Raw genomic sequence first — 22,044 nt, 5'->3', positions numbered from 1 at the left:
TGTGAAAAGTTTCGACAGATACCCTGGGCCGCGATTGGGCCACAAAGGATCCAGCTTTATACCAGAACCTACCCGTCCAAACGAAAAAACGCGGCCTAGGCCGCGTTTTTCCTGACAAGACTTGAACTTAGTTCTTGGCTTTGTCGACGATCTTGTTGGCACCGATCCACGGCATCATCGAACGCAGTTGCTCACCGATGATCTCGATACCGTGAGCGGCATTGTTACGACGCTTGGCGGTCATCGATGGGTAGCCGGTGGCACCTTCGCTGATGAACATCTTCGCGTATTCGCCGTCCTGGATGCGCTTCAGAGCATTGCGCATGGCCTGACGGGATTCGGCGTTGATGACTTCAGGGCCGGTCACGTACTCGCCGTACTCGGCGTTGTTGGAGATCGAGTAGTTCATGTTGGCGATACCGCCTTCGTACATGAGGTCAACGATCAGTTTCAGTTCGTGCAGGCACTCGAAATAGGCCATTTCCGGCGCGTAGCCAGCTTCAACCAGAGTTTCGAAACCGGCCTTGACCAGTTCAACGGTACCGCCGCACAGAACAGCCTGCTCGCCGAACAGGTCGGTTTCAGTCTCGTCCTTGAAGGTGGTTTCGATGATGCCGGTACGACCGCCACCCACGCCAGCCGCGTAGGACAGGGCTACGTTCTTGGCGTTGCCGGACGCGTCCTGGTAGATAGCGATCAGGTCAGGAATACCGCCGCCCTTGACGAACTCGGAACGTACGGTGTGACCCGGAGCCTTCGGCGCGATCATGATCACGTCGAGGTCGGCACGTGGAACAACCTGGTTGTAGTGGATCGCGAAGCCGTGGGAGAAGGCCAGGGTGGCGCCTTTCTTGATATTCGGCTCGATCTCGTTCTTGTACAGCTGGGACTGGAACTCGTCCGGGGTCAGGATCATGACCAGGTCGGCGCCGGCAACGGCTGCAGCAACGTCGGTCACTTTCAGGCCGTGAGCCTCAGCCTTGGCAACGGTAGCGGAACCTTTGCGCAGGCCGACAGTTACGTCAACGCCGGAGTCTTTCAGGTTGCAAGCTTGAGCGTGGCCCTGGGAACCGTAACCGATGATGGCAACCTTCTTGCCCTGGATGATCGACAGGTCGCAGTCTTTATCGTAGAAAACTTTCATGAATTTCCCCTATATCAGGCCGTTCCGGCCATTCGCTAATTTGAGTTAGATGCTCAGTACTTTGTCGCCACGGGCAATCCCGGTGACACCACTGCGTACGGTTTCCAGAATCGACGCGGTGCCGATCGATTGAATGAAGCTGTCGAGCTTGTCGCTGGTACCGGTCAGTTGAACGGTATACACGCTGGCGCTGACATCAACGATCTGCCCACGGTAAATATCGGTAGTGCGCTTGACCTCGGCGCGCTGGGCGCCGGTGGCCTTGATCTTGACCAACATCAGTTCGCGCTCGATGTGAGCACTTTCCGAAAGGTCCACCAGCTTCACCACCTCGATCAACTTGTTCAGGTTCTTGGTGATCTGCTCGATGATCTCATCATGACCAACCGTGGTGAGGGTCAGACGCGACAGGGTCGGGTCTTCGGTCGGTGCCACGGTCAAGCTTTCAATGTTGTAGTTCCGCTGCGAGAACAGACCGACTACACGAGACAAAGCGCCCGGTTCGTTTTCCAGAAGCAAGGAAATGATGTGCCGCATGATTAAGTACGCTCCGTCTTGCTCAGCCACATATCGCGCATAGAGCCGTCTTTGATCTGCATCGGATAGACGTGCTCGCTGGTATCGACCTGGATATCGAGGAATACCAGGCGATCCTTCATGGCGAACGCTTCTTCCATCTTCGGCTTCAAATCCTTCAGGTCCGTGATACGCATGCCCACGTGGCCGTAGGCCTCGACCAGCTTGACGAAGTCAGGCAGCGATTCCATGTAGGAGTGCGAGTGGCGGCTGCCGTAGCTCATGTCCTGCCATTGGCGCACCATACCCAGCACACCATTGTTCAGGTTGACGATCTTGACCGGCAGACCGTACTGCAGGCAGGTGGACAGTTCCTGGATATTCATCTGGATACTGCCTTCGCCGGTGACACAGGCGACATCATTATCAGGGAAGCTCAACTTGACCCCCATGGCCGCCGGGAAACCGAAGCCCATGGTGCCCAGGCCGCCGGAGTTGATCCAGCGATTGGGCTTGTTGAACTTGTAATACTGCGCCGCGAACATCTGGTGCTGGCCCACGTCAGAGGTGACAAAGGCATCGCCCTTGGTCACTTCACACAGGGTCTCGATCACCGTTTGCGGCTTGATGATGCTGCCGTCGCCCTTGTCGTAAGGGAACAGGCCGCGATCACCACGCCACTCGTCGATCTGCTTCCACCAGCTGGCGACCGTGTCCTTGTTCGGGGTGTCGCCGATTTCCTTGAGTGCCGCAACCATTTCGGTCAGCACGCTCTCCACTGGACCCACGATAGGCACATCGGCCTTGATGGTCTTGGAGATGGAAGCCGGGTCGATGTCCACATGGATGATCTTGGCGTTCGGACAGAACTTCGGTGCACCGTTGATAACCCGGTCGTCGAAGCGCGCACCAACGGCCAGGATCACGTCAGCGTGGTGCATGGTCAGGTTGGCGGTGTAGCTGCCGTGCATGCCAAGCATGCCGACGAACTGCCGATCGGTACCAGGGTATGCACCCAGGCCCATCAGGGTATTGGTCACTGGCAGATTGAGCATCTTGGCCAGTTCGGTCAGCGGTGCGGAACCGCCGCCCAGGATCACGCCGCCGCCTGCATAGAGCACAGGACGCTTGGCCGCCAGGAGCATTTCTGCCGCCTTGCGGATTTGCCCGGAGTGACCGCGAACAGCTGGGCTGTAGGAGCGCAGCTTGGCTTTCTTGGGAAAAACGTATTCGAACTTTTCAGCCGGGTTGGTCATGTCCTTGGGGATATCGACCACCACCGGACCAGGACGACCGGATTGCGCCAGGTAGAAGGCTTTCTTCATGACTTCCGGGATTTCCGAAGCGTGCTTGATCATGAAGCTGTGCTTCACGATCGGCCGGGAGATACCGATCATGTCGGTTTCCTGGAACGCGTCGGTGCCGACCATGGTGCTAGGCACCTGACCGGAAATGATCACCATTGGAATCGAGTCCATATAGGCGGTGGCAATACCGGTAATGGCATTGGTCGCGCCCGGGCCGGAAGTCACCAGTACCACGCCGGCTTTACCGGTGGCACGGGCATAACCGTCAGCCATATGGGTTGCCGCTTGTTCGTGACGAACCAGGATGTGGGTCACTTCCGGTTCTTTGAACAGGGCATCGTAAACATGAAGGAGAGCACCACCCGGGTACCCGTAGATATATTTGACGCCTTCGTCACGCAAAAAGCGGACGAGCATCTCACCGCCAGATAAAAGCTCCACGTTGTTCACCTCTAAAACGCCAGAATACCGCCCTCAAAAGGGAGCGGGTCTTAATAGGTTTACTTCTCAGCAGAGCATGAGCGACGGTGGTCGCCGACTACGTCAGCACTGACTGAGCAAGTATTGGGAGCGCCCCAAAGTGTTGCGGGGTTTTCCCACCCAGCGCGAGGTAACGCGTTGCGGGTGTAGCACTTCGGCGCGGATGTGCGCCTCATGATCTGCTGAGTGGGTCTGCTTCTGGCAGTCCCTCTACAGCGGACTTTGGATTCTTCTGTTTCGTCCTCTTCAAGTCAAGTCGTCTATGTAGTTAATTCGAACTAAGCGCATGAGAACGCAAGAAAAAACCCAAAAACGACCACAGCCTGCACTTCAATTGCGCAATCTTCGACAAGCAACTCAGAAATGCGAACCTTGACTTTGGTGTTCGACCTATAGACAGGCACAGGTCAAGGCTGCCGGCAGAACGGCAAGAAGGCGCCAGGAAGAAGGAGGGAGGACGCTGCCAGGCAGCGGGAGGCGACTGCCAGGCGTACCTGGCAGTCGTGGACTCAACGGGTGGCCGCGATGAGCTGATCGAATTCCTTGAGCAGCATTCGCAACTGCAGATCGCGCCCCTGCATCGGGCGAGTGGAGAACACCATTTCGGCCATCTCCTGGATACCGGAGGCATTGGGCAGCGGCAGATCCTGCTCCAGGATCACCTTCATGCGCGGCAGGAAGATCCACTGCAGCCACTGCTCGAAATCCAGCGTATCCACGGCAAAAGGCTGAGTACTGGCCAGAGCCTCGGCACTGGGTGCCACCTCATCCCACAATCCCTGCACGCGCAACTCACGCTCGATCAGCAGCAACTGCTCGGCGATTCTGGGAAAACGCACATCCATCACAGCGAGACCCGGGCTTTCTGCCGCGCCTGAGCGGCGCCCGCTGCATCACCCTGCTTCTCCCGAGCCTGGGCGATCAACTCCCACAAACTTGCCTGAAGGTCGGGACGACCGTTGGCAAAGCTCAGACCGCGACGGGCAAACTGCTCGGCTTGCGGGGCATCGCCCTGAGCCATGCGCACCTGCGCCAGCCGGTAGAGCACCTGGGGCTCGCGCGGCGCGACACGCTGTGCACGCTCCAGGCTGGAGGAAGCACCATTCAAATCGCCACTGGATTGCTGCTGCTGAGCCGTGGTCAACAGCGCCAGCACAGGCCCGTCCAACTGTTCATCGGCCGACAGACCACCGGCCCGAGCCGACGGAATCCCGCTCGGCGTCGAAGGCATGTTGTAGGTGCCCTGATTGATCGGTGCCGACTGATAAGCGCCACCCTCCACCGGCCCCGGCGTGATAGGCCCGGACGTCACAGGTCCCGGCGTTATCGGCGAGCTGCTGATCGGTGCCGACGCGGTCGCGCCACCACCTGGGACCATCACCACCACCCCGGAATCTTCCGGGATGGCCTGAGCCTGAGCTTGCGCCGGACGCTTGATGGTCGTCTGGCGAAAGCCGCCGGAAGCGGAAATCCGCTCGCTGTTGGACACGGCAGTTCCGGAGTCCACGACGGGAATGGAGCCGCGCTGCACGCTGGCGCAACCATTGAGCAACGCCAGAGCTGTAATAGCTGGAACCCACCACTTGTTCACGTCAAACCCTCATCGCTTAGTTCATCCAGCCCTTGACCCAATCCATCACCGAATCGCTACCTGCCGGGGTTTCACCACCGCAAGAAGCACCGGGAGGCGGTTCGCTGCCGCGAATATACGGCATCTGCACAGCCCCCGGACAGTTGGCATCGGAGCCCTGCCCGGTACGTGAATCGACCCAGGCCTGAACCACGTTGTCCGGCTGCGGCATATCCAGCGGCAGCGGATCGGCCTTGCGCATGAAACTGGTCCAGACCTGCAGGGCGCCCGTGGCACCGGTGAACGGCGTCTTGCCGTTATCGTCACGCCCCAGCCAGACGACCGCCAACAAATCCTGGCTGAAGCCGGCGAACCAGCTGTCGCGAGAGTCATTACTGGTACCGGTCTTGCCCGCCAGCGCCAGGGTCTTGGGCAACACGTTGTACACCGAGCTGCCCGTGCCTTCGCGCATCACGCGCTGCATCGCGCTCTGAATCAGGTAGATCGAACCGGCATCGAAGCGCTGCTGGATCTGGAACGGATAACGCTTGAGCGGCTCGCCCTCGGCCGTCAACACACTGCGGATCCCGCGCATCGGCGTATTGAAGCCGCCGTTGGCCAGGGTCTGGTACATGGTCGCCACTTCCATCGGGCTCAGGCCACCGGCACCGAGCAGCATCGACGGAAACGCCGGGAACTCGCGGGTCACGCCCAAGCGCCCAAGGGTTTTCAGAACGTTGGGCACCCCCACTTCCAGACCGAGCCGGGCAGTGGACAAGTTGTAGGAATGAGCCAGCCCCTGGTACAGGAAAACCGTGCCATGCGAACGTCGATCGTAGTTCTGCGGCTTCCATACCTGGCCATCGGCGCCTTTCACCGAAAACGCCTCATCGGAGAGCCAACTGGTCAGGGTGTACTGGCTGGGTTTCTCCAGGGCCGTCAGGTAAACCGCCGGCTTGATCAAGGAGCCGATCGGACGCACCGCGTCCAATGCCCGGTTGAAGCCGGCGAAACTGGCTTGTCGACTGCCGATCATGGCCTGAACCTCGCCGGTTTCCGGATTGGTCACCACCATCGCCGCCTCAACGTCTTCCGCGCCCTTGCGCCCGGCCAGGCGCTTGAAGGTGTCGTTGACCGAGGCTTCCGCCTTCATCTGCAGGATTGGATCGAAACTGGTGAAGATTCGCAGGCCTTCCTCGGTCAAGTCTTCGTCGCGGTAGTCTTCACGCAACTGGCGCTTGACCAGATCCAGGAAACCGGGGAACGAACTGTCCGCCAGGCTGCCGCGCTTGGTCACGCCAAGCGGCATCTTCTTCGCCGCTTCCACCTGCTCGGGTGTCGCCACGCCCTGCTGCGCCAGCAAATCGAGCACCAGATTGCGCCGCTCCAGGGCACGCTCCGGGTAACGACGCGGGTTGTAGTAGGAAGGCCCCTTGACCATGCCCACCAGCAGCGCCACCTGATGCAACTTGAGCTCGGACAGCGGCTGGCTGAAGAAGAATTGACTGGCCAGACCGAAACCGTGCACCGCACGCTGACCGTCCTGACCGACAAACACCTCGTTGAGATAGGCCTCGAGAATCTCCCGCTTGTCGTAATGCAGCTCCAGCAACAGCGCCATCATCGCTTCGTTGAGCTTGCGCGACAGGCTGCGTTCGTTGGTCAGGAAGAAATTTTTCACCAACTGCTGAGTCAGGGTACTACCGCCCTGACGCATCTGACCCGACGAGGTATTGACCCAGATCGCGCGGGCAATCGACTTCGGCGACACGCCAAAGTGCGAGTAGAAATCACGGTCTTCCACCGCAACCAGGGTTTCCAGCAGATAGGGCGGTACCTGGTCGATCTTGATCAGGATTCGATCTTCAAGGTTTTTCGGGTACAGGCCACCGATCAGCAACGGCTCCAGCCGGACCACCGCCAGCTTGGCCCCCTTGCTGCCGGAAAGCTCCGCCACATAGTCGCCAGAGAAACGCACACGGACCGGTTGCGCCTGCTCCAGCCCCTCGTAGAACTGGAAGCCACGGGTGTTCAAGTCGACGGTATTGCCACTGACCGCCGCCGCGCCGGGACCGTTGGCCACACTTTCGCGGCGGTAGCCCAAGGCATCGAGTTCCGTCAGGAAGTCTTCCTTGCTGAGCTTTTGTCCGACGAACAGCTCAAGCGGCCGGGCATACACCTTGGCCGGAATGGTCCAGCGCTTGCCGGAGAACTTTTCCTGCACCACGGCATCGAGGTAAACCGCAAAGCCGGCGAGCACCACCAGACCAACCAGGCTGAGCTTGAGCGCCCAGCCCAGCCAGGGGCGCAGGCCACCAGAGGGAGTTTTTTTAGCGGAACGGGGGGATCGGGTACGAGTCATGGCGGCGGATTATACGCACTTTATTCATCCTCAACATGCGCCACCCGAGGTTTGCGTTACCCCTGCCAACCGCCATAATGACGCCCTCGATTTTCCCGACTCTGAAGGATCGCCTGTGAGCCAGTCACTGATCGCCGCCCTGCAAAACCCCGCTCTGTATCCTCATCCCGTTGAAGGGTTTCAGGTCATCGAAACCCACATCTCCTGGGTACTGCTCACCGGCCCCTTTGCTTATAAAGTGAAGAAGCCGGTCAATTTCGGCTTCCTCGACTTCACCAGCCTCGAGTCCCGCGAGCACTTCTGTGGCGAAGAGCTGCGCCTGAACCAGCGTCTGACCCAGGACCTGTACCTGGAAGTCCTGCCGATCACCGGCAGCGCCGAAGCCCCGGAGCTGGGCGGCAGCGGTCCGGTCATCGAATACGCCCTGAAAATGCGCCAGTTCCCACAAAGCCAGCTGCTCAGCACCTTGCAGGCCAACAGCGAACTGACCACAGCGCACATTGACGAAATGGCGCAACAGATCGCCCAATTCCATCTCAGCGCCCCGAAAGTCCCGGCAGCACACGAAGCCGGCACACCAGAAAGCGTGATGGCCCCCGTGCGCCAGAATTTCGAACAGATCCGTCCGTTTCTCAGCGACAAGGCCGACCTGCTGCAACTGGAAGCCCTGGAAGCCTGGGCGGAAACCAGCTTCGAGCGCCTCAAGCCGCTGCTGGCGCAACGCAAGAGCGAAGGCTTCATCCGTGAGTGCCACGGTGATATCCACCTGGGCAACGCCACCCTGATCGATGGCAAGGTGGTGATCTTCGACTGCATCGAATTCAACGAGCCCTTCCGCTTCACCGATGTCTATGCCGACACCGGCTTCCTCGCCATGGACCTGGAAGACCGCGGCCTGAAAAGCCTGGCACGGCGCTTCATCAGCCAGTACCTGGAACTGACCGGCGACTACCAAGGCCTGGAACTGCTCAATTTCTACAAAGCCTATCGCGCCCTGGTGCGGGCCAAGGTCAGCCTGTTCAGCCTGCCTGCCGAGGCCACTCCCGTGCAGCGCGCCACCACCCTGCGTCAATACCGCAACTACGCCAATCTGGCGGAAAGCTACAGCACCATTCCATCGCGTTTCCTGGCCATCACCTCGGGCGTCTCGGCGGTGGGCAAAAGCCGTGTGGCCATGCGTCTGGTGGAAGCCCTGGGCGCCGTCCGCCTGCGCTCCGACGTCGAGCGCAAGCGTCTGTTCGGCGAGCAGCAGGTACCCAACGATCCCCACGCCGGCATCTACAGCGCTGAGGCCAGCAGCGCCACCTACGCGCGCCTGCATGAAATCGCCGAAACCATCCTGCGCGCCGGCTTCCCGGTGGTGATCGATGCCACCTACCTCAAGCGCGCCCAGCGGGACGCCGCGGCCAAGGTCGCCGAAGCCACCGGCACGCCTTGCCTGATCATCGACTGCAATGCGCCAGATGCCGTGATTGCGAGCTGGCTGGCGCAACGCCAGGCCGATCGGAACGATCCGTCCGATGCGACCCTTGAGGTGATTGCGACCCAGCAAGCCACTCGCGAGGCCCTGACCGACGAAGAACTGCTGCGCAGCAAGCGCATTGAAACCAACGAAAGCGGCAGCCTGGATGCCCTGGTTGCCAACATCCGCCAGCGTCTGCCTGGCCTGTAAGCACTAATTTCAGCCGTGAAGTGCAAAGACTTCACGGCTGAAAAACAGTGGCACTATACTGGCGTCATAAATCCAACACTGGTGACGTCGCCATGAGCCAACCGAAACTTCTGGATACTCCGCTTTACGCCCTGCTGCATAAAGACGACATCGTCGGCTTCAACCGCGAGCGTCCAAAGGATCACCCCATCGACATGCGCGGCGGCGACTTCCGCGGCCTCGACCTGCGACAGCTGAACGCCCAGGGCATCGACTTCACTGACGCCTACTTCCGTTCCGCCGATCTGCGCGGCCTGGACCTGCGCAATGCCACCATGGAAGGCGCCAGCCTGGCCCACGCACAGATCTCCGGCGCCTACTTCCCGGTCGAACTGACAGCCGATGAAATCCTCATGTCGGTCAACTTCGGCACCCGACTGCGCTACAACACCCGCTAACGTCTCCTGCGATCGTTCTGTCCGGCGCCCTGCTGTGCGCCGGGCTGTGGATCATCCCCTCTGTTTCCCTCCCCCCGCGCAAGGTCCGCATGCACCTGCCCGTCGCGCCTTGACCGCCCTGCCTTAGAAGCATTTGCGCCAAACCCGACCAACGAACAGCGCATTTTCTGCTGAGCGCTACACTCCTGTGAGGCTGCCCACTCACCATTCGGCCATCGCCAGGAGGCTTAATGAATGATGAACTGCAACACCTGAAGAACCTTGGCAAGACATCGGCACAGTGGCTGCATGCAGTGGGCATCCACAGCGCATCGGACCTGCGCCGCCTGGGCGCGGTGGACGCATACAGGGCTGTGCGCACCCGGGGTTTTCGGGCCTCGAAAGTGCTGCTGTACGCCATCGAAGGCGCGTTGATGGACATGCACTGGAACGAGCTTCCGGCCGAACGCAAGGAGGCGCTGAACAAGCAATTGGACGCCATATCCTCGCGTCACAAGAACTGACTGGCAGAACCTTATGTATCTGATGGGGGAACAACCGGCCTACGCCGATGCCTTGATCAACCGACTGCAAAGTATCCCGGCCCAGTTGCTGGAGGGCCTTTCTCCCTGCGGCGCAACGCTGGAAATTGAACCTGCGGCGGATCTGTCGGGACTCTTGCCCGAACATCAGTTGTTCCTGCTGGACAGGGGCGTGATCCAGGCCAGCGTTGAACAGCGTCCGCTGTTCTACCTGCATGAAGGTGACCTGGTAGGGCTACGTCGAGGCATCGAGCACCCGCAGTGCCAACTGAGCTGCGATGTGCCACTGAGCCTGACGCCCTATCTGCGGACCGAGGTGTTCCGTCATATCTACGCTGACGAACAGCGCTCGGAATGGCTGCTGCAGTACCTGATCGGCCAGACTGCCCTGCTCTGCGATGCCATAGCCCGCCTGAAGCCGCCGGAGTTGCGCAGCAACAACGGCTTCAAGCGGGTGGAGCCGGGAGAAGTACTGATTACCCAAGGGGATGACGCCGATCACGTGTTCGTGATTCTCGAAGGCCATGCCGAAGCCTTTGTCGACGGGCACAAAGTGGGCGACGTGCCCAAGGATGAAATCTTCGGCGCCATGGCGGTCTTCACCGGAGAAAAGCGCAGTGCCAGCGTCATTGCAAATGAACCGAGCACGATCATGCTGATCCCCAAGGAGCACTTTCTCAGCCTGACCCAGAGCAATCCGCGCATTGCCCACAGCCTGATCGAAAGCATGGCCCGCCGCATTGACCTGCTGAACAAGGAAGTGACCCGCCTCATGGCCTTGAACAGCCAGGTCCAGGGATAGCCTCACCGAGAATCCAAACGAGCGTTTGACAAAAATGCGCAGGAACTGAAAAAGCCTGGTTGACTTCGAAATGAGAATCGTTATGATTATCACAACTGGTCGCGAGATCAGTCGATAACCTGGAAGACCAGTGGTTCGGACTCTCAGATTATCTCCTCATCAGGCTAATCACGGTTATTTGACCCGGCTCTTGCCGGGTCTTTTTTTGCCCGTGAAACAGTACCGCCGATCAGGGCTTCAGTTGCGCGCAATAATCCTTGGCTGGCTGAGGCGGTGTGTACCAGACATAGTCCGCCGCGGCAGCGGGCACCCTGCTCCCCCGCTCCGCCAGGAGCAACACCACGACTGGCCGACGCTGGTCTAGATCAGCCATGTGCAGGGGCACCCCAAGGTCACGGCGCCCATGAAAGGCCCCCGCCAGCAACATGGCCGGCACCGGCGCCGCCAGCAATCGCTCGGCCATGCGCCGATCCCGTTGCTGCTGCACCGCCAACATTGCCGGCACCTGGGTCTCCGGCAGCAAGCCACAGTGGGACTGACGAATCTGCTCCGATAACGCCTGGGTCACGGACAAGGCATTGCTCTGCATGCCACCGAGAACCGGCGCCTGGGTATAGACCCGGCGTATTTCCTGACGATCCAGATTGGCTGCCAACAAGGGATAAGGCTGTCTCAGGGCATAGCCCACCACCGGCCCATAGAGCCCCCAATCCCAACCCGGTTGCCAGGCCAACGCCTTGATCAGGTCATCAGGCAAGCGCTGCCCGGCCGCCTCACGCTTGACCTCATCGACGCGGAGCTGCTGATCGGGATTGAGCATTTCCAGCAACAGGCTGCCCTGAGGGCGTTCCATGGCCAGCGAGCGCAACAGCCAGAGTTGCAAAACGTGATGATCGGCATTGTCGTGCTGCTCGCCGACGATCAGCCGGGGCGCTCGCGCCAGGCGCTCGACCAATTCCTCCGGACTCAGCGCCTGCCCCGTGCGCAGATCAAGGATGCTGCCCGGGTCCGGCACCACGGGCGGCGGCACTGGCTCCGGGCTACCGTGACAGGCCGCGAGCAACAGGGCTGACAGCACAAGCGGCAGTCTACGCATCAAGGTTCTCCGGGTGACGGGTCAACGGGCAATGATCAGCGGGTGCCCACGCTCAGGGTGTTTCTGTACCAGAACCTCCAGGCCAAAGACCGCCTTCAGCGGCTCGGGGCGCAGCACTTCGGCCGGCACGCCCAGGGAATGGGGGTGCCCGCCCTCCAGCAGCAACACCCGATCACAGTAACGCGCCGCCAGATTCAGGTCATGGAGAATGATCAGCACCGCGACGCCCCGATCGGCAAATGCCCGGATGGCCTGCAAGGTGACGTGCTGGTGCAACGGGTCGAGGGCCGAAGTCGGTTCGTCCAGCAGCAAATGATGCCCGGCCTGTCCTGGCCACAATTGCGCCAGGACCCGCGCCAGGTGCACCCGCTGGCGTTCGCCCCCCGACAACGCCAGGTAGCTGCGCCCTCGCAGATGAGCCACATCGGCTGCCTCCAGGGCAGCGTCGACGATCTGTGCATCCTGCGCACGGCCGCTGTGATGGGGCAGGCGCCCCAGCGCCACCACTTCCTCGACCCGAAAGGCAAAATCCAGACTCGACGCCTGGGGCAATACCGCCAGACGTTGCGCCCGTGCCGCCCCCTGCCATTGCGCCATCTCCCGCTCATCCAGCAGCACCCGTCCCTGATGCGCCGTCAGCTCGCCGCTCAAGGCCCCAAGCAGGCTGCTTTTACCGGCACCATTGGGGCCCAGCACCCCCAGCACTTGCCCGGGCAGCAGCTGCAGATCGATCCCCACCAGCACCTCTTTGCCCCCGCGCCGCACATGCAGATTCTCGACTCGCAACATCAGGCACGCCCTCGCAGCAAGAGGTAGAGAAAGAACGGTGCGCCGATAAAGGCGGTGACGATGCCAATGGGCAACTCGGCCGGCGCCAGCGCCAGGCGCGCCACCAGATCGGCCAGCAGCAACAGACTGGCCCCCGCCAGGATCGATGCCGGAAGCAGGGTTCGGTGATCCGGTCCCGACAACAGACGCACCAGATGGGGCACCACCAGGCCAACGAAACCGATCATGCCTGCCGCAGCCACCGCGGCACCCACGCCCAAGGCGGTGCAGAACACCAGCTCCCGCTTGAGCCCTTCGACATCAATGCCCAGGTGCCTGGCTTCCGATTCGCCCAGCAGCAGCGCATTCAACGCCTTGGCCCTGCGGGGCAACCACAGGGCCACCAGCACCGTCACCAGCAGCAACGGCCACAGGCGCTGATAACTGGCACCGTTGAGACTGCCGAGGTTCCAGAAGGTCAAGGTACGCAAGGTCGCGTCATCGGCCAGGTAGGTGAACAAGCCCACCGCCGAACTGGCCAGGGCAGTCAGGGCGATCCCCGCCAGCAGCATGGTCGCCACGTGAGTCTGGCCATTGCGCCGGCCCAGGCGATAGACCAGTGCCGTTACCCCGAGCCCGCCGAGAAAGGCACAGAGCGAGAGCAGGTAGGGCGCAACAGATTCCGGCACGCCGCCGAACATCGAGCCGCCGACAATGGCGATCGCCGCCCCCAACGCCGCCCCACTGGATACACCCACCAATCCGGGATCGGCCAAGGGGTTGCGAAACAGCCCCTGCATGGCCACGCCGGACAGCGCCAGCACCCCGCCTACCGCCAGACCGAGCAGGGTCCGTGGCAAGCGGATCTGTCCAAGGATCAACTCTGCCTGCTCCAGCCCCTGCCCATCGATGGGTACCCCGAGCAGGCGCAAGGCAGCACGCAAGGTATCGATCAAGGGCAGGCTGACCGGCCCCAGCGCCAGGGACAGCCAGATAGCCAACACACACAGGGCGCCAAGCCCGAGAAACAGCGTTCTAGGTTTGACCAGGCGGTTCATGGGGCCAGCTTGGCCTGAGGATAGAAGGCCGCTGCCAGGCGTTTCAGACTATCCGGCAGACGCGGCCCCAGGCCGCCCACCAGCAAGGTCGGATCCAACTCCACCACCCGCCCCGCCTTGGCCGCGGCAGTGGAGGCCAACACCGGACTTTCCTTGAACAACGCAACGCGGGCCGCATCGCCACTCAGGCTGCGGTCGGAGAACACCAGCACCTGAGGATTCAGTCCCGCCAGGGATTCCGCCGAAAACGGCTTGTAACCGCTATGGGTCGCCAGGTTGCGCGCGCCGGCCTGTTGCAACAGCCAGTCCGCGGCCGTGTCCTTGCCGGCGATCAGCGGTTTGCCTCCCGCGTGCCCCAGTAGCAACAGCACTCCAGGCGCCGCCTGCTGCTCCTGCACTCGTGCGATCCAGGCCCGCTGCTGTTCAAGACGCTGCTGATAGGTGCTGAACAATTGCCCGGCCTGATCCTCGCGCCCCAGGAGTTGCCCCAACTGACGCAGGGTGCGCTGCAGGGTCGGCAGGTCGGCCTGAGCAGAAAACAGCTCGACCTTGACCCCGGCACTGCGAATCTGCGCCAGCACCGGCGGCGGGCCCATCTCTTCAGTACCCACCAGAATATCCGGGCGCAGACTGAGAATGCCTTCCGCCGACAACTGCCGTTGATAGCCGATGCTCGGCAAGGCCTTGAGCGACTCCGGGTGCTGGCTGGTGGTATCGACCCCGACCAGCTTCGGCTCCGCCCCCAGGGCCGCCACCCACTCGGACAAGGCGCCCCCGGCACTGACCCAACGCTGCGGCAACTCCTCGGCGGCGGCCCACGGGCTCACCAGCAGTGCGACCCAGAACGCGAGGACGCTGGCACTCAGGCGCATAAGTAGATTTCCTTTGATAGCAGTGAGGCCCGCGAAGCGACTGTCCATGTGACATGCCAGACAGAGCTGGCATCGAAAGGAGCAAGCACGCCGTGCCGGGCGAGGCGGCCATTTGATAATTGTTTTCATTTAGCCGTCAAGCGCCGACATGTTTCATCCTGGCGTCGGCCAAGAACTGTGACAGCCCGGGCCCAGAGCCTTAGGACCAAGAGGATAGCCATGAAATTTCTTTGCGCCGGGACTGAGCTGGCCGAGGCCGGCAGCCGCGGTTTCCAGTTAGAGGGCTTGAAGTTGTTTGCCGTGCGTCGAGCAGGCCAGGCTTACGTTTATGCCAACCGCTGCCCGCACCGCGGCGTTCCCCTAGAGTGGCAGCCCGAGCAGTTTCTCGACCCCAGCGCCAGCCTGATCCAGTGCGCCACCCATGGCGCACTGTTTCTGATTGAAAGCGGCGAGTGCGTGGCCGGCCCTTGCGCCGGCCAGTTTCTGCAGGCCATCGGCTGCCGGGAAGACAGCCAGGGTATCTGGGTCGATATCTAGCCCTGCAACCGCACGTCCAGGCGCCGGTCGATACAGACTTCCTGCGCGGTCAGGCGCACGCCGTACGCCAGTACCTCGACACCGGCCGCCACCGCTTCACGCAATGCGGCGGCATAACCCGGATCAATCTCCTCGGCCGGACGCACGGCTTCGATGCCCGACAGATTGACGCAGTACAGCAACACCGCCCGTACCCCCTCCCGGGCCAGGCTCGCCAGCTCACGCAAGTGCTTGGCACCGCGCTGGGTCACCGCATCGGGAAACGCCGCCACTGGCGAACCGTCGAATCCCAGGGTGACGCTCTTGACCTCGACATAGGCCGGGCCATGAGGGTAATCCAGGCGAAAATCGATGCGGCTGTTCTCCTGCCCATAGGGCACCTCGCGCTTAAGGCCGGTAAAGCCCTGCAACTCGCTGATCAGCCCGGCGCGCAGCGCCTCCTCGACCAGGCCATTGGCCCGTCCGGTATTGACGCAGGCCAGTCGCCCCTGCGGGGTTTCACTGATTTCCCAGGTTCCCGGCAGCTTGCGCTTGGGATCATTGGAGCGGCTGAACCACACCTGCCCGCCCTCGACCATGCAATTGAACATCGAGCCGGTATTGGGACAGTGGATGGTCAGCAACTCGCCGGTTGCGGTTTCGATGTCCGCCAGGAAACGCTTGTAGCGCCGCAACAGACGCCCTTCCTCCAGGGCCGGATCGAAGCGCATCAGCCTTGCCAGCTCTGCAGGCCACGGGCGATGCGCGCCACGGCTTCTTGCAGGCGCGCCAGGTTCTGGGTGTAGGCAAAGCGCACATGGTGACCGGCCTGATGACGTCCAAAATCCAGACCCGGAGTGAAGGCCAGGTGCTCGGTTTCCAGGAAGTGCCGACAGAAGGCAAAGGCATCCCCACCAAAGGCGCTGATGTCGGCGTACAGGTAGAACGCTCCTTCCGGCTCCACGGCAATACCGAAGCCCAGCTCGCGCAAGGCCGGGAGCAGAAAGTCCCGACGGCGCCCGAACTCGGCGCGACGCTCCTCCAGCAGGCTGATGGTTTCCGGCTCGAAACAGGCCAGGGCCGCGTACTGGGCCATGCTGGGTGCACTGATGTAGAGGTTCTGCGCCAGCTTCTCCAACTCGCCCACCGCCGCCGGTGGTGCCACCAGCCACCCCAGGCGCCAGCCGGTCATGCCGAAATACTTGGAAAAACTGTTCAGCACAAACGCACTGTCATCGACTTCCAGAACACTGGCAGCGTCCGTGCCGTAGGTCAGGCCGTGATAGATCTCATCCACCACCAGATGCCCATTGCGCGCCTTGATCGCCGCGGACAGGCCCGCCAGCTCATCGCGACTGAGAATGGTCCCGGTGGGGTTCGCCGGAGACGCCACCAGGGCTCCGACACTGTCGTGGTCCCAATAGCGCTCCACCAGATCCGGCGTCAGTTGATAACGCACGTCCGGACCTACCGGCACCAGTTGCGCGGCGCCTTCCACCAGGCGCAAAAAATGCCGGTTGCACGGATAACCCGGGTCTGCCAGCAGCCAGTGCTTGCCCGGGTCGACCAACAGGCTGCTGGCCAGCAACAGGGCGCCGGAGCCTCCGGGGGTGATCATGATCCGCTCGGGATCGATATCCAGGCCATAACGCTGCTGGTAGAACCCGGAGATGGCCCCGCGTAGCTCGGGAATGCCCCGGGCCGCGGTGTAGCGGGTCTTGCCAGCACTCAGCGCGGCCTGCCCGGCCTTGATGATCGGTTCGGCGGTGGTGAAGTCCGGCTCGCCGATCTCCAGGTGAATCACATCGTGTCCCGCCGCTTGCAGCTCATTGGCGCGAGCCAGCAGGGCCATGACATGGAAAGGTTCGATAGCGCGACTGCGCGCACTGTAGGGCAGAGCCATTAGCCTTCCTTCATTACAAGGTGGGGAAGCAAAAAGTCCGATTCTACCCATCCAGAGAAGCCAGGGAGAACCCGGAGCCGTTCACGCGGTCTGCTACCTTAGCCAACCGGCGCCAACAGAACCCGCAGATTTGACTAAAATCAATGATTGAACGAACCGTTCAACAGGCCGTGTCAGACTTTTCCCGTATCCATGAGCGATACACGACATAGGCTCGACAACCGGGAGTAGCGCGCTCTGGTTTGATCTGGTAAGTTCGCCCGCTTGCAGCCGCAGGGCCGGCAAGTGTCGGAGATGGAGCAATCCTGCGCAATGGATTACAAGAGTAGAGGCGGTCCATTCATGCCCACCCAAGCAAAGCAACAGATTCAATCGATCAGCGGTTTTGAACCTTATGTTGAAACTGCGGGCGAAGAGTACATGGGCAAGCCCATGCGCGAACACTTCACCAAGATCCTGAACAAGTGGAAACAGGACTTGATGCAGGAAGTCGACCGCACTGTTGATCACATGAAAGACGAAGCGGCCAACTTCCCCGATCCGGCTGACCGTGCCAGCCAGGAAGAAGAGTTCAGCCTTGAACTGCGCGCCCGTGATCGCGAGCGCAAGTTGATCAAGAAGATCGACAAGACCCTGCAACTGATCGAAGACGAAGAATACGGCTGGTGCGAATCCTGCGGCGTCGAGATTGGCATTCGCCGTCTGGAAGCCCGCCCAACCGCCGACATGTGCGTCGACTGCAAGACCCTGGCGGAAATCAAGGAAAAACAGGTCGGCAAATAATCGCCGACTGAACCTGAAACGGAGCGTACCCACGCTCCGTTTTCGTTTCCGCCGCTCCCTGCAGGAGCGAGCCCGCTCGCGAAAGCGCTCCCCCCGAAGACATCGTCGCCCGGGGGCCAGACGAAGTAACATCCGCTCCATGACTGCCTGCACATCCTCCTCGTACATCGGGCGCTTCGCCCCCACCCCCAGTGGCTACCTGCACTTCGGTTCGCTGGTGGCGGCCCTGGCGTCCTACCTGGATGCCCGCGCCGTCGGCGGCCGCTGGCTGGTGCGCATGGAAGACCTCGACCCGCCCCGGGAAGAACCCGGCGCCCAGGCGGCGATCCTCAAGGCCCTGGAAAGCTACGGCTTCGAATGGGACGGCGACATGGTCCGTCAGAGCGAGCGCCACGCGGCCTATGCCGAGGTTCTCAATCGCTTGTTCAACCAGGGGCTGGCCTATGCCTGCACCTGCTCACGCAAACAGCTGGAGCCCTACCACGGCATCTACCCGGGCCTGTGTCGCAACCTCGGCCATGCCCGGGAGCATGCAGCGATCCGCCTGCGCGTGCCGGAGCTGGAGTACCGCTTCACCGACCGGGTCCAGGGCGAGTACCACCAGCACCTGGGCCGGGATGTGGGGGACTTCGTGATCCAGCGCCGGGATGGCCTCTATGCTTATCAATTGGCCGTGGTGCTGGATGATGCGTGGCAAGGCGTCACCGACATCGTCCGCGGTTCGGACCTGCTGGACTCCACACCGCGTCAGTTGTACCTGCAGGAGTTGCTGGGGCTGTCCCAGCCGCGCTACCTGCATGTGCCACTGATCACTCAGCCGGACGGCCACAAACTGGGCAAGTCCTACCGCTCGCCGCCACTGACCGAAGATCAGGCGCCGCCCTTACTGTTGCGGGCGCTGCGGGCCCTGGGGCAGAAACCGCCAAGCGAACTGGCCGATGCCAGCGTGGCCGAGATCATGCGCTGGGGCATCGCGCACTGGGATGCCAGCTTGATTCCCCGCACGCCGAGCCTGCCGGAAGCGCAATTGAGCTGACGCCCCTTGCAGCCTGGCGCCCATCCGTTACCATCGCCGCACGTTTTCGGGCACGCACACAATAAAGAGAGGCCGAGATGTACATCTATCGCTTGGTCCTGCTCCTGGTAGTGGGGATCTATCTGTTTTCCCCCGCCATCATGGATTGGTGGATCGATGCTACTGGCGCCTGGTATCGCCCGTATCTGCTCTGGCTGATTCTGATCGTCGTGACCTTCATCCTGCAGAGCCAAAAAGATGCCGATGAGCTTTAGCCTGACCCAGATGATCCTGATCAGCGCCGCCTACTTGCTGGTGCTGTTCGGGGTGGCCTGGATCAGTGAGCGCGGCATGATTCCGCGCTCGATCATTCGCCACCCGTTGACCTACACCCTGTCGCTGGGGGTCTATGCCAGCGCCTGGGCCTTCTACGGCACAGTGGGCCTGGCCTATCAATACGGCTACGGCTTTCTCTCCAGCTACCTGGGGGTGTCCGGTGCCTTCCTGCTGGCGCCGGTGCTGCTCTATCCGATCCTCAAGATCACTCGCACCTACCAGCTGTCATCCCTGGCGGATCTGTTCGCCTTCCGTTTTCGCAGCACCTGGGCCGGCGCCCTGACCACCATCTTCATGCTGGTGGGGGTCCTGCCCCTGCTGGCCCTGCAGATCCAGGCGGTGGCCGACTCCATCGGCATCCTCACCCATGAGCCGGTGCAGCACCGCGTGGCGCTGAGCTTCTGCGCGCTGATCACCCTGTTCACGATTTTCTTCGGCTCCCGGCACATCGCGACCCGGGAAAAGCACGAAGGCCTGGTGTTCGCCATCGCCTTTGAATCGGTGATCAAACTGATCGCCATCGGCGGCGTCGGCCTCTATGCGTTGTACGGGGTCTTCGATGGGCCGCAACAGCTGGAGCTCTGGCTGCTGCAGAACCAGACCGCCCTCGCTGCGCTGCACACGCCCCTGCAAGAAGGTCCATGGCGCACTCTGCTACTGGTGTTCTTCGCCTCGGCCATCGTCATGCCGCACATGTACCACATGACCTTTACCGAAAACCTCAACCCCCGAGCCCTGGTCAGCGCCAGTTGGGGCCTGCCGCTGTTCCTGCTGCTGATGAGCCTGGCGGTGCCGCTGATTCTCTGGGCCGGACTCAAACTCGGCGCCACCACCAATCCGGAATACTTCACCCTGGGCATCGGCATTGCCGCCAACAGCCCGGCCCTGGCCCTGCTGGCCTATGTCGGCGGCCTTTCCGCCGCCAGCGGCCTGATCATCGTCACCACCCTGGCCTTGTCGGGGATGGCCCTGAACCATCTGGTGCTGCCGCTCTATCAGCCGCCGGCGGAAGGCAACATCTATCGCTGGCTGAAATGGACCCGCCGCGCCCTGATCGTCGCCATCATCATGGCCGGCTATGCCTTCTATCTGCTGCTGGGGGCCGAGCAGGACCTGGCCAATCTGGGAATCGTCGCCTTCGTCGCCACCCTGCAATTTCTGCCGGGCGTGCTGTCGGTGCTGTACTGGCCGACCGCCAACCGGCGTGGTTTCATCGCCGGGCTACTGGCCGGGATCCTGGTGTGGCTGGTGACCATGCTGCTGCCGTTGATCGGCAACCTGCAGGGTTTCTATATCCCGCTGCTGAACATGATCTACGTCCTCGACGACACCAGCTGGCACATGGCAGCCATCGCTTCGCTGGCCGCCAACGTGCTGATGTTCACCCTGATCTCGCTGTTCACCAACGCCAGTAGCGAGGAAGCCAGCGCCGCCGAAGCCTGCGCCGTGGACAACGTGCGGCGCCCGCAACGACGGGAACTGCATGCCGCCTCGCCCCAGGAGTTCGCCACCCAACTGGCCAAGCCGCTGGGAGCCAAGGCCGCGCAAAAGGAAGTGGAACAGGCCCTGCGCGACCTCTACCTGCCCTTCGACGAGCGTCGGCCTTACGCCTTGCGGCGCCTGCGGGACCGCATCGAAGCCAACCTCTCGGGGCTGATGGGACCAAGTGTTGCCCAGGACATGGTGGAGACCTTCCTGCCCTACAAGGCTGGCGGAGAAAACTACGTCACCGAGGACATCCACTTCATCGAAAGCCGGCTGGAGGACTATCACTCGCGCCTGACCGGCCTGGCAGCCGAACTCGATGCCCTGCGTCGCTACCACCGGCAAACCCTGCAGGAACTGCCGATGGGTGTCTGCTCCCTGGCCAAGGACCAAGAAATCCTGATGTGGAACAAGGCCATGGAGGAACTGACCGGCATTCCTGCGCAACACGTGGTGGGGTCGCGCCTGAGCACCATCGCCAACCCATGGAAGGATTTGCTGCAAGGCTTCATCAATCTGCCGGACGAACACTTGCACAAGCAGCACCTGGCCCTCGATGGCCAGACCCGCTGGCTGAACCTGCACAAGGCGGCCATCGACGAGCCCCTGGCCCCGGGCAACAGCGGCCTGGTGCTGCTGGTGGAAGACCTCACCGAAACCCAGACCCTGGAAGACAAACTGGTGCACTCCGAGCGCCTGGCCAGCATCGGGCGCCTGGCCGCCGGGGTCGCTCACGAGATCGGCAACCCGATCACCGGCATTGCCTGCCTGGCGCAGAACCTGCGGGAAGAGCGCGAGGAGGACGGCGAACTGACGGAGATCAGCGAGCAGATTCTCGAACAGACCAAACGCATCTCGCGCATCGTGCAGTCGTTGATGAGCTTCGCCCACGCCGGCAGCCACCAGCACAACGACGAAGCCGTGTGCCTGGCCGAAGTCGCTCAGGATGCCATTGGCCTGCTGGCCCTGAACCGACGCAATTTCGAAGTGCAGTTCTTCAATCTGTGCGATCCCGACCACTGGGTCGATGGCGATCCTCAGCGCCTCGCCCAGGTGCTGATCAACCTGCTTTCCAACGCCCGCGACGCCTCCCCTCCCGGCAGCGCGGTACGCGTCAAGAGCGAGGCTTTCGAGCACACGGTCGACCTGATCGTGGAGGACGAAGGCAGCGGCATTCCCAAGAACATCATGGACCGGTTGTTCGAACCGTTTTTCACCACCAAGGACCCTGGAGAAGGCACCGGACTGGGCCTTGCACTGGTCTATTCCATCGTTGAAGAGCATTATGGACAAATCACCATCGACAGCCCGGCCGATCTACAAAGCCAGCGCGGCACCCGTATCCGGGTGACCTTGCCGCGTCATGTCGAAGCGACGTCCGCTGTGAACTGAGACCGTCGA

General features: G+C 61.8%; 21 protein-coding genes. 9 read left to right on the top strand and 12 right to left on the bottom strand.

Translation table 11 applies throughout. From position 1 onward, the window contains the following. Window positions 1-127: 127 nt before the first annotated feature. From ilvC to mrcB, 6 genes are all read right to left on the bottom strand, one after another. Window positions 128-1,144 carry a ketol-acid reductoisomerase gene (ilvC, locus tag L1O02_RS04855; protein ID WP_007959661.1) on the bottom strand — a complete coding sequence of 339 codons (1,017 nt, stop codon included), beginning with the start codon at window positions 1,142-1,144 and terminating at the stop codon, window positions 128-130. Between the two features lie 45 nt (window positions 1,145-1,189). Further along, window positions 1,190-1,681 carry an acetolactate synthase small subunit gene (ilvN, locus tag L1O02_RS04850; protein WP_016964842.1) on the bottom strand — a complete coding sequence of 164 codons (492 nt, stop codon included), beginning with the start codon at window positions 1,679-1,681 and terminating at the stop codon, window positions 1,190-1,192. A 2-nt stretch (window positions 1,682-1,683) separates the two neighbouring features. After that, window positions 1,684-3,408, bottom strand: coding sequence for an acetolactate synthase 3 large subunit (locus tag L1O02_RS04845; RefSeq protein ID WP_060842015.1), 1,725 nt, complete (start codon window positions 3,406-3,408; stop codon window positions 1,684-1,686). Between the two features lie 548 nt (window positions 3,409-3,956). Continuing rightward, window positions 3,957-4,292 (bottom strand): YqcC family protein, encoded by a 336-nt coding sequence (locus tag L1O02_RS04840; protein ID WP_060841113.1) that lies wholly within the window; start codon window positions 4,290-4,292, stop codon window positions 3,957-3,959. Further along, complete coding sequence (locus L1O02_RS04835) at window positions 4,292-5,038, bottom strand: tetratricopeptide repeat protein (RefSeq protein ID WP_047289227.1); 747 nt, start codon at window positions 5,036-5,038, stop codon at window positions 4,292-4,294. The genes L1O02_RS04840 and L1O02_RS04835 overlap by 1 nt, the downstream gene beginning before the upstream one ends. Before the next feature lie 16 nt (window positions 5,039-5,054). Then, on the bottom strand, window positions 5,055-7,379 hold the full coding sequence (mrcB, locus tag L1O02_RS04830) for a penicillin-binding protein 1B (protein ID WP_060841114.1): 2,325 nt from the start codon (window positions 7,377-7,379) through the stop codon (window positions 5,055-5,057). Between the two features lie 115 nt (window positions 7,380-7,494). On the opposite strand from mrcB, the gene L1O02_RS04825 reads away from it, so the two are divergent. The 4 genes from L1O02_RS04825 (at window position 7,495) to L1O02_RS04810 (ending at window position 10,811) form a co-directional block, all read left to right on the top strand. Then, the gene (locus tag L1O02_RS04825; protein WP_108546539.1) at window positions 7,495-9,051 is read left to right on the top strand and encodes a bifunctional aminoglycoside phosphotransferase/ATP-binding protein; all 1,557 of its coding nucleotides are present in this window, start codon (window positions 7,495-7,497) and stop codon (window positions 9,049-9,051) included. A 92-nt stretch (window positions 9,052-9,143) separates the two neighbouring features. Next, a complete protein-coding gene (locus L1O02_RS04820) occupies window positions 9,144-9,488 on the top strand; it encodes a pentapeptide repeat-containing protein (RefSeq protein WP_060841116.1) in 345 nt (114 codons plus the stop codon). A 230-nt stretch (window positions 9,489-9,718) separates the two neighbouring features. After that, complete coding sequence (locus tag L1O02_RS04815; RefSeq protein ID WP_016964849.1) at window positions 9,719-9,991, top strand: TfoX/Sxy family protein; 273 nt, start codon at window positions 9,719-9,721, stop codon at window positions 9,989-9,991. A gap of 13 nt (window positions 9,992-10,004) precedes the next feature. After that, window positions 10,005-10,811: a cyclic nucleotide-binding domain-containing protein gene (locus L1O02_RS04810; RefSeq protein ID WP_060841117.1), complete on the top strand. Its 807-nt coding sequence runs from the start codon at window positions 10,005-10,007 to the stop codon at window positions 10,809-10,811. 229 nt (window positions 10,812-11,040) lie between these two features. On the opposite strand, the gene L1O02_RS04805 is transcribed toward L1O02_RS04810, so the two are convergent. The 4 genes from L1O02_RS04805 to L1O02_RS04790 are packed head-to-tail and all read right to left on the bottom strand — an operon-like array spanning window position 11,041 to window position 14,605. After that, window positions 11,041-11,907: a ChaN family lipoprotein gene (locus tag L1O02_RS04805; protein WP_108546540.1), complete on the bottom strand. Its 867-nt coding sequence runs from the start codon at window positions 11,905-11,907 to the stop codon at window positions 11,041-11,043. Between the two features lie 21 nt (window positions 11,908-11,928). Continuing rightward, window positions 11,929-12,696 carry a heme ABC transporter ATP-binding protein gene (locus L1O02_RS04800; protein WP_060841119.1) on the bottom strand — a complete coding sequence of 256 codons (768 nt, stop codon included), beginning with the start codon at window positions 12,694-12,696 and terminating at the stop codon, window positions 11,929-11,931. Further along, window positions 12,696-13,679 carry an iron ABC transporter permease gene (locus tag L1O02_RS04795; protein ID WP_181321660.1) on the bottom strand — a complete coding sequence of 328 codons (984 nt, stop codon included), beginning with the start codon at window positions 13,677-13,679 and terminating at the stop codon, window positions 12,696-12,698. Before L1O02_RS04795 ends, L1O02_RS04800 begins: the two co-directional genes overlap by 1 nt. 50 nt (window positions 13,680-13,729) lie before the next feature. Beyond that, the gene (locus L1O02_RS04790) at window positions 13,730-14,605 is read right to left on the bottom strand and encodes an ABC transporter substrate-binding protein (protein WP_108546542.1); all 876 of its coding nucleotides are present in this window, start codon (window positions 14,603-14,605) and stop codon (window positions 13,730-13,732) included. Between the two features lie 219 nt (window positions 14,606-14,824). Between L1O02_RS04790 and L1O02_RS04785 the strand changes: the two genes are divergently transcribed. Then, window positions 14,825-15,142 (top strand): Rieske 2Fe-2S domain-containing protein, encoded by a 318-nt coding sequence (locus L1O02_RS04785; protein ID WP_060841122.1) that lies wholly within the window; start codon window positions 14,825-14,827, stop codon window positions 15,140-15,142. Here the strand turns inward: L1O02_RS04785 and sfsA are convergent. Continuing rightward, window positions 15,139-15,852 (bottom strand): DNA/RNA nuclease SfsA, encoded by a 714-nt coding sequence (sfsA, locus tag L1O02_RS04780; RefSeq protein ID WP_108546543.1) that lies wholly within the window; start codon window positions 15,850-15,852, stop codon window positions 15,139-15,141. The genes L1O02_RS04785 and sfsA overlap by 4 nt on opposite strands. Continuing rightward, the gene (locus tag L1O02_RS04775; protein ID WP_108546544.1) at window positions 15,852-17,024 is read right to left on the bottom strand and encodes a pyridoxal phosphate-dependent aminotransferase; all 1,173 of its coding nucleotides are present in this window, start codon (window positions 17,022-17,024) and stop codon (window positions 15,852-15,854) included. Before L1O02_RS04775 ends, sfsA begins: the two co-directional genes overlap by 1 nt. 342 nt (window positions 17,025-17,366) lie before the next feature. Here L1O02_RS04775 and dksA point away from each other — a divergent pair, with 342 nt between their 5' ends. The 4 genes from dksA to L1O02_RS04755 all read left to right on the top strand — a co-directional run bounded on the left by dksA (window position 17,367) and on the right by L1O02_RS04755 (window position 22,035). Further along, a complete protein-coding gene (dksA, locus tag L1O02_RS04770) occupies window positions 17,367-17,807 on the top strand; it encodes an RNA polymerase-binding protein DksA (RefSeq protein WP_011063504.1) in 441 nt (146 codons plus the stop codon). A 139-nt stretch (window positions 17,808-17,946) separates the two neighbouring features. Beyond that, a complete protein-coding gene (gene gluQRS, locus L1O02_RS04765; protein ID WP_108546545.1) occupies window positions 17,947-18,843 on the top strand; it encodes a tRNA glutamyl-Q(34) synthetase GluQRS in 897 nt (298 codons plus the stop codon). Between the two features lie 77 nt (window positions 18,844-18,920). Next, complete coding sequence (locus tag L1O02_RS04760; protein ID WP_003176118.1) at window positions 18,921-19,097, top strand: hypothetical protein; 177 nt, start codon at window positions 18,921-18,923, stop codon at window positions 19,095-19,097. Next, window positions 19,081-22,035, top strand: a complete 2,955-nt coding sequence (locus tag L1O02_RS04755) for a sensor histidine kinase (protein WP_161799193.1) — start codon at window positions 19,081-19,083, stop codon at window positions 22,033-22,035. The genes L1O02_RS04760 and L1O02_RS04755 overlap by 17 nt, the downstream gene beginning before the upstream one ends. Window positions 22,036-22,044 lie beyond the last annotated feature (9 nt).

The organism is Pseudomonas sp. BC42 (assembly GCF_021560055.1).
Lineage (GTDB): Bacteria > Pseudomonadota > Gammaproteobacteria > Pseudomonadales > Pseudomonadaceae > Aquipseudomonas.
The sequence above is the reverse complement of the archived record's forward strand: the minus strand, read 5'-3'. Positions and strand labels throughout refer to the sequence as shown.

Bases quoted from the DNA above. Each gene is read 5' to 3' on its own strand.
- ilvC (WP_007959661.1), bottom strand. From the start codon at position 1,144: ATGAAAGTTTTCTACGATAAAGACTGCGACCTGTCGATCATCCAGGGC.
- ilvN (WP_016964842.1), bottom strand. From the start codon at position 1,681: ATGCGGCACATCATTTCCTTGCTTCTGGAAAACGAACCGGGCGCTTTG.
- L1O02_RS04840 (WP_060841113.1), bottom strand. From the start codon at position 4,292: ATGGATGTGCGTTTTCCCAGAATCGCCGAGCAGTTGCTGCTGATCGAG.
- mrcB (WP_060841114.1), bottom strand. From the start codon at position 7,379: ATGACTCGTACCCGATCCCCCCGTTCCGCTAAAAAAACTCCCTCTGGT.
- L1O02_RS04820 (WP_060841116.1), top strand. From the start codon at position 9,144: ATGAGCCAACCGAAACTTCTGGATACTCCGCTTTACGCCCTGCTGCAT.
- L1O02_RS04815 (WP_016964849.1), top strand. From the start codon at position 9,719: ATGAATGATGAACTGCAACACCTGAAGAACCTTGGCAAGACATCGGCA.
- L1O02_RS04810 (WP_060841117.1), top strand. From the start codon at position 10,005: ATGTATCTGATGGGGGAACAACCGGCCTACGCCGATGCCTTGATCAAC.
- L1O02_RS04805 (WP_108546540.1), bottom strand. From the start codon at position 11,907: ATGCGTAGACTGCCGCTTGTGCTGTCAGCCCTGTTGCTCGCGGCCTGT.
- L1O02_RS04800 (WP_060841119.1), bottom strand. From the start codon at position 12,696: ATGTTGCGAGTCGAGAATCTGCATGTGCGGCGCGGGGGCAAAGAGGTG.
- L1O02_RS04790 (WP_108546542.1), bottom strand. From the start codon at position 14,605: ATGCGCCTGAGTGCCAGCGTCCTCGCGTTCTGGGTCGCACTGCTGGTG.
- L1O02_RS04785 (WP_060841122.1), top strand. From the start codon at position 14,825: ATGAAATTTCTTTGCGCCGGGACTGAGCTGGCCGAGGCCGGCAGCCGC.
- sfsA (WP_108546543.1), bottom strand. From the start codon at position 15,852: ATGCGCTTCGATCCGGCCCTGGAGGAAGGGCGTCTGTTGCGGCGCTAC.
- L1O02_RS04775 (WP_108546544.1), bottom strand. From the start codon at position 17,024: ATGGCTCTGCCCTACAGTGCGCGCAGTCGCGCTATCGAACCTTTCCAT.
- dksA (WP_011063504.1), top strand. From the start codon at position 17,367: ATGCCCACCCAAGCAAAGCAACAGATTCAATCGATCAGCGGTTTTGAA.
- gluQRS (WP_108546545.1), top strand. From the start codon at position 17,947: ATGACTGCCTGCACATCCTCCTCGTACATCGGGCGCTTCGCCCCCACC.
- L1O02_RS04760 (WP_003176118.1), top strand. From the start codon at position 18,921: ATGTACATCTATCGCTTGGTCCTGCTCCTGGTAGTGGGGATCTATCTG.
- L1O02_RS04755 (WP_161799193.1), top strand. From the start codon at position 19,081: ATGCCGATGAGCTTTAGCCTGACCCAGATGATCCTGATCAGCGCCGCC.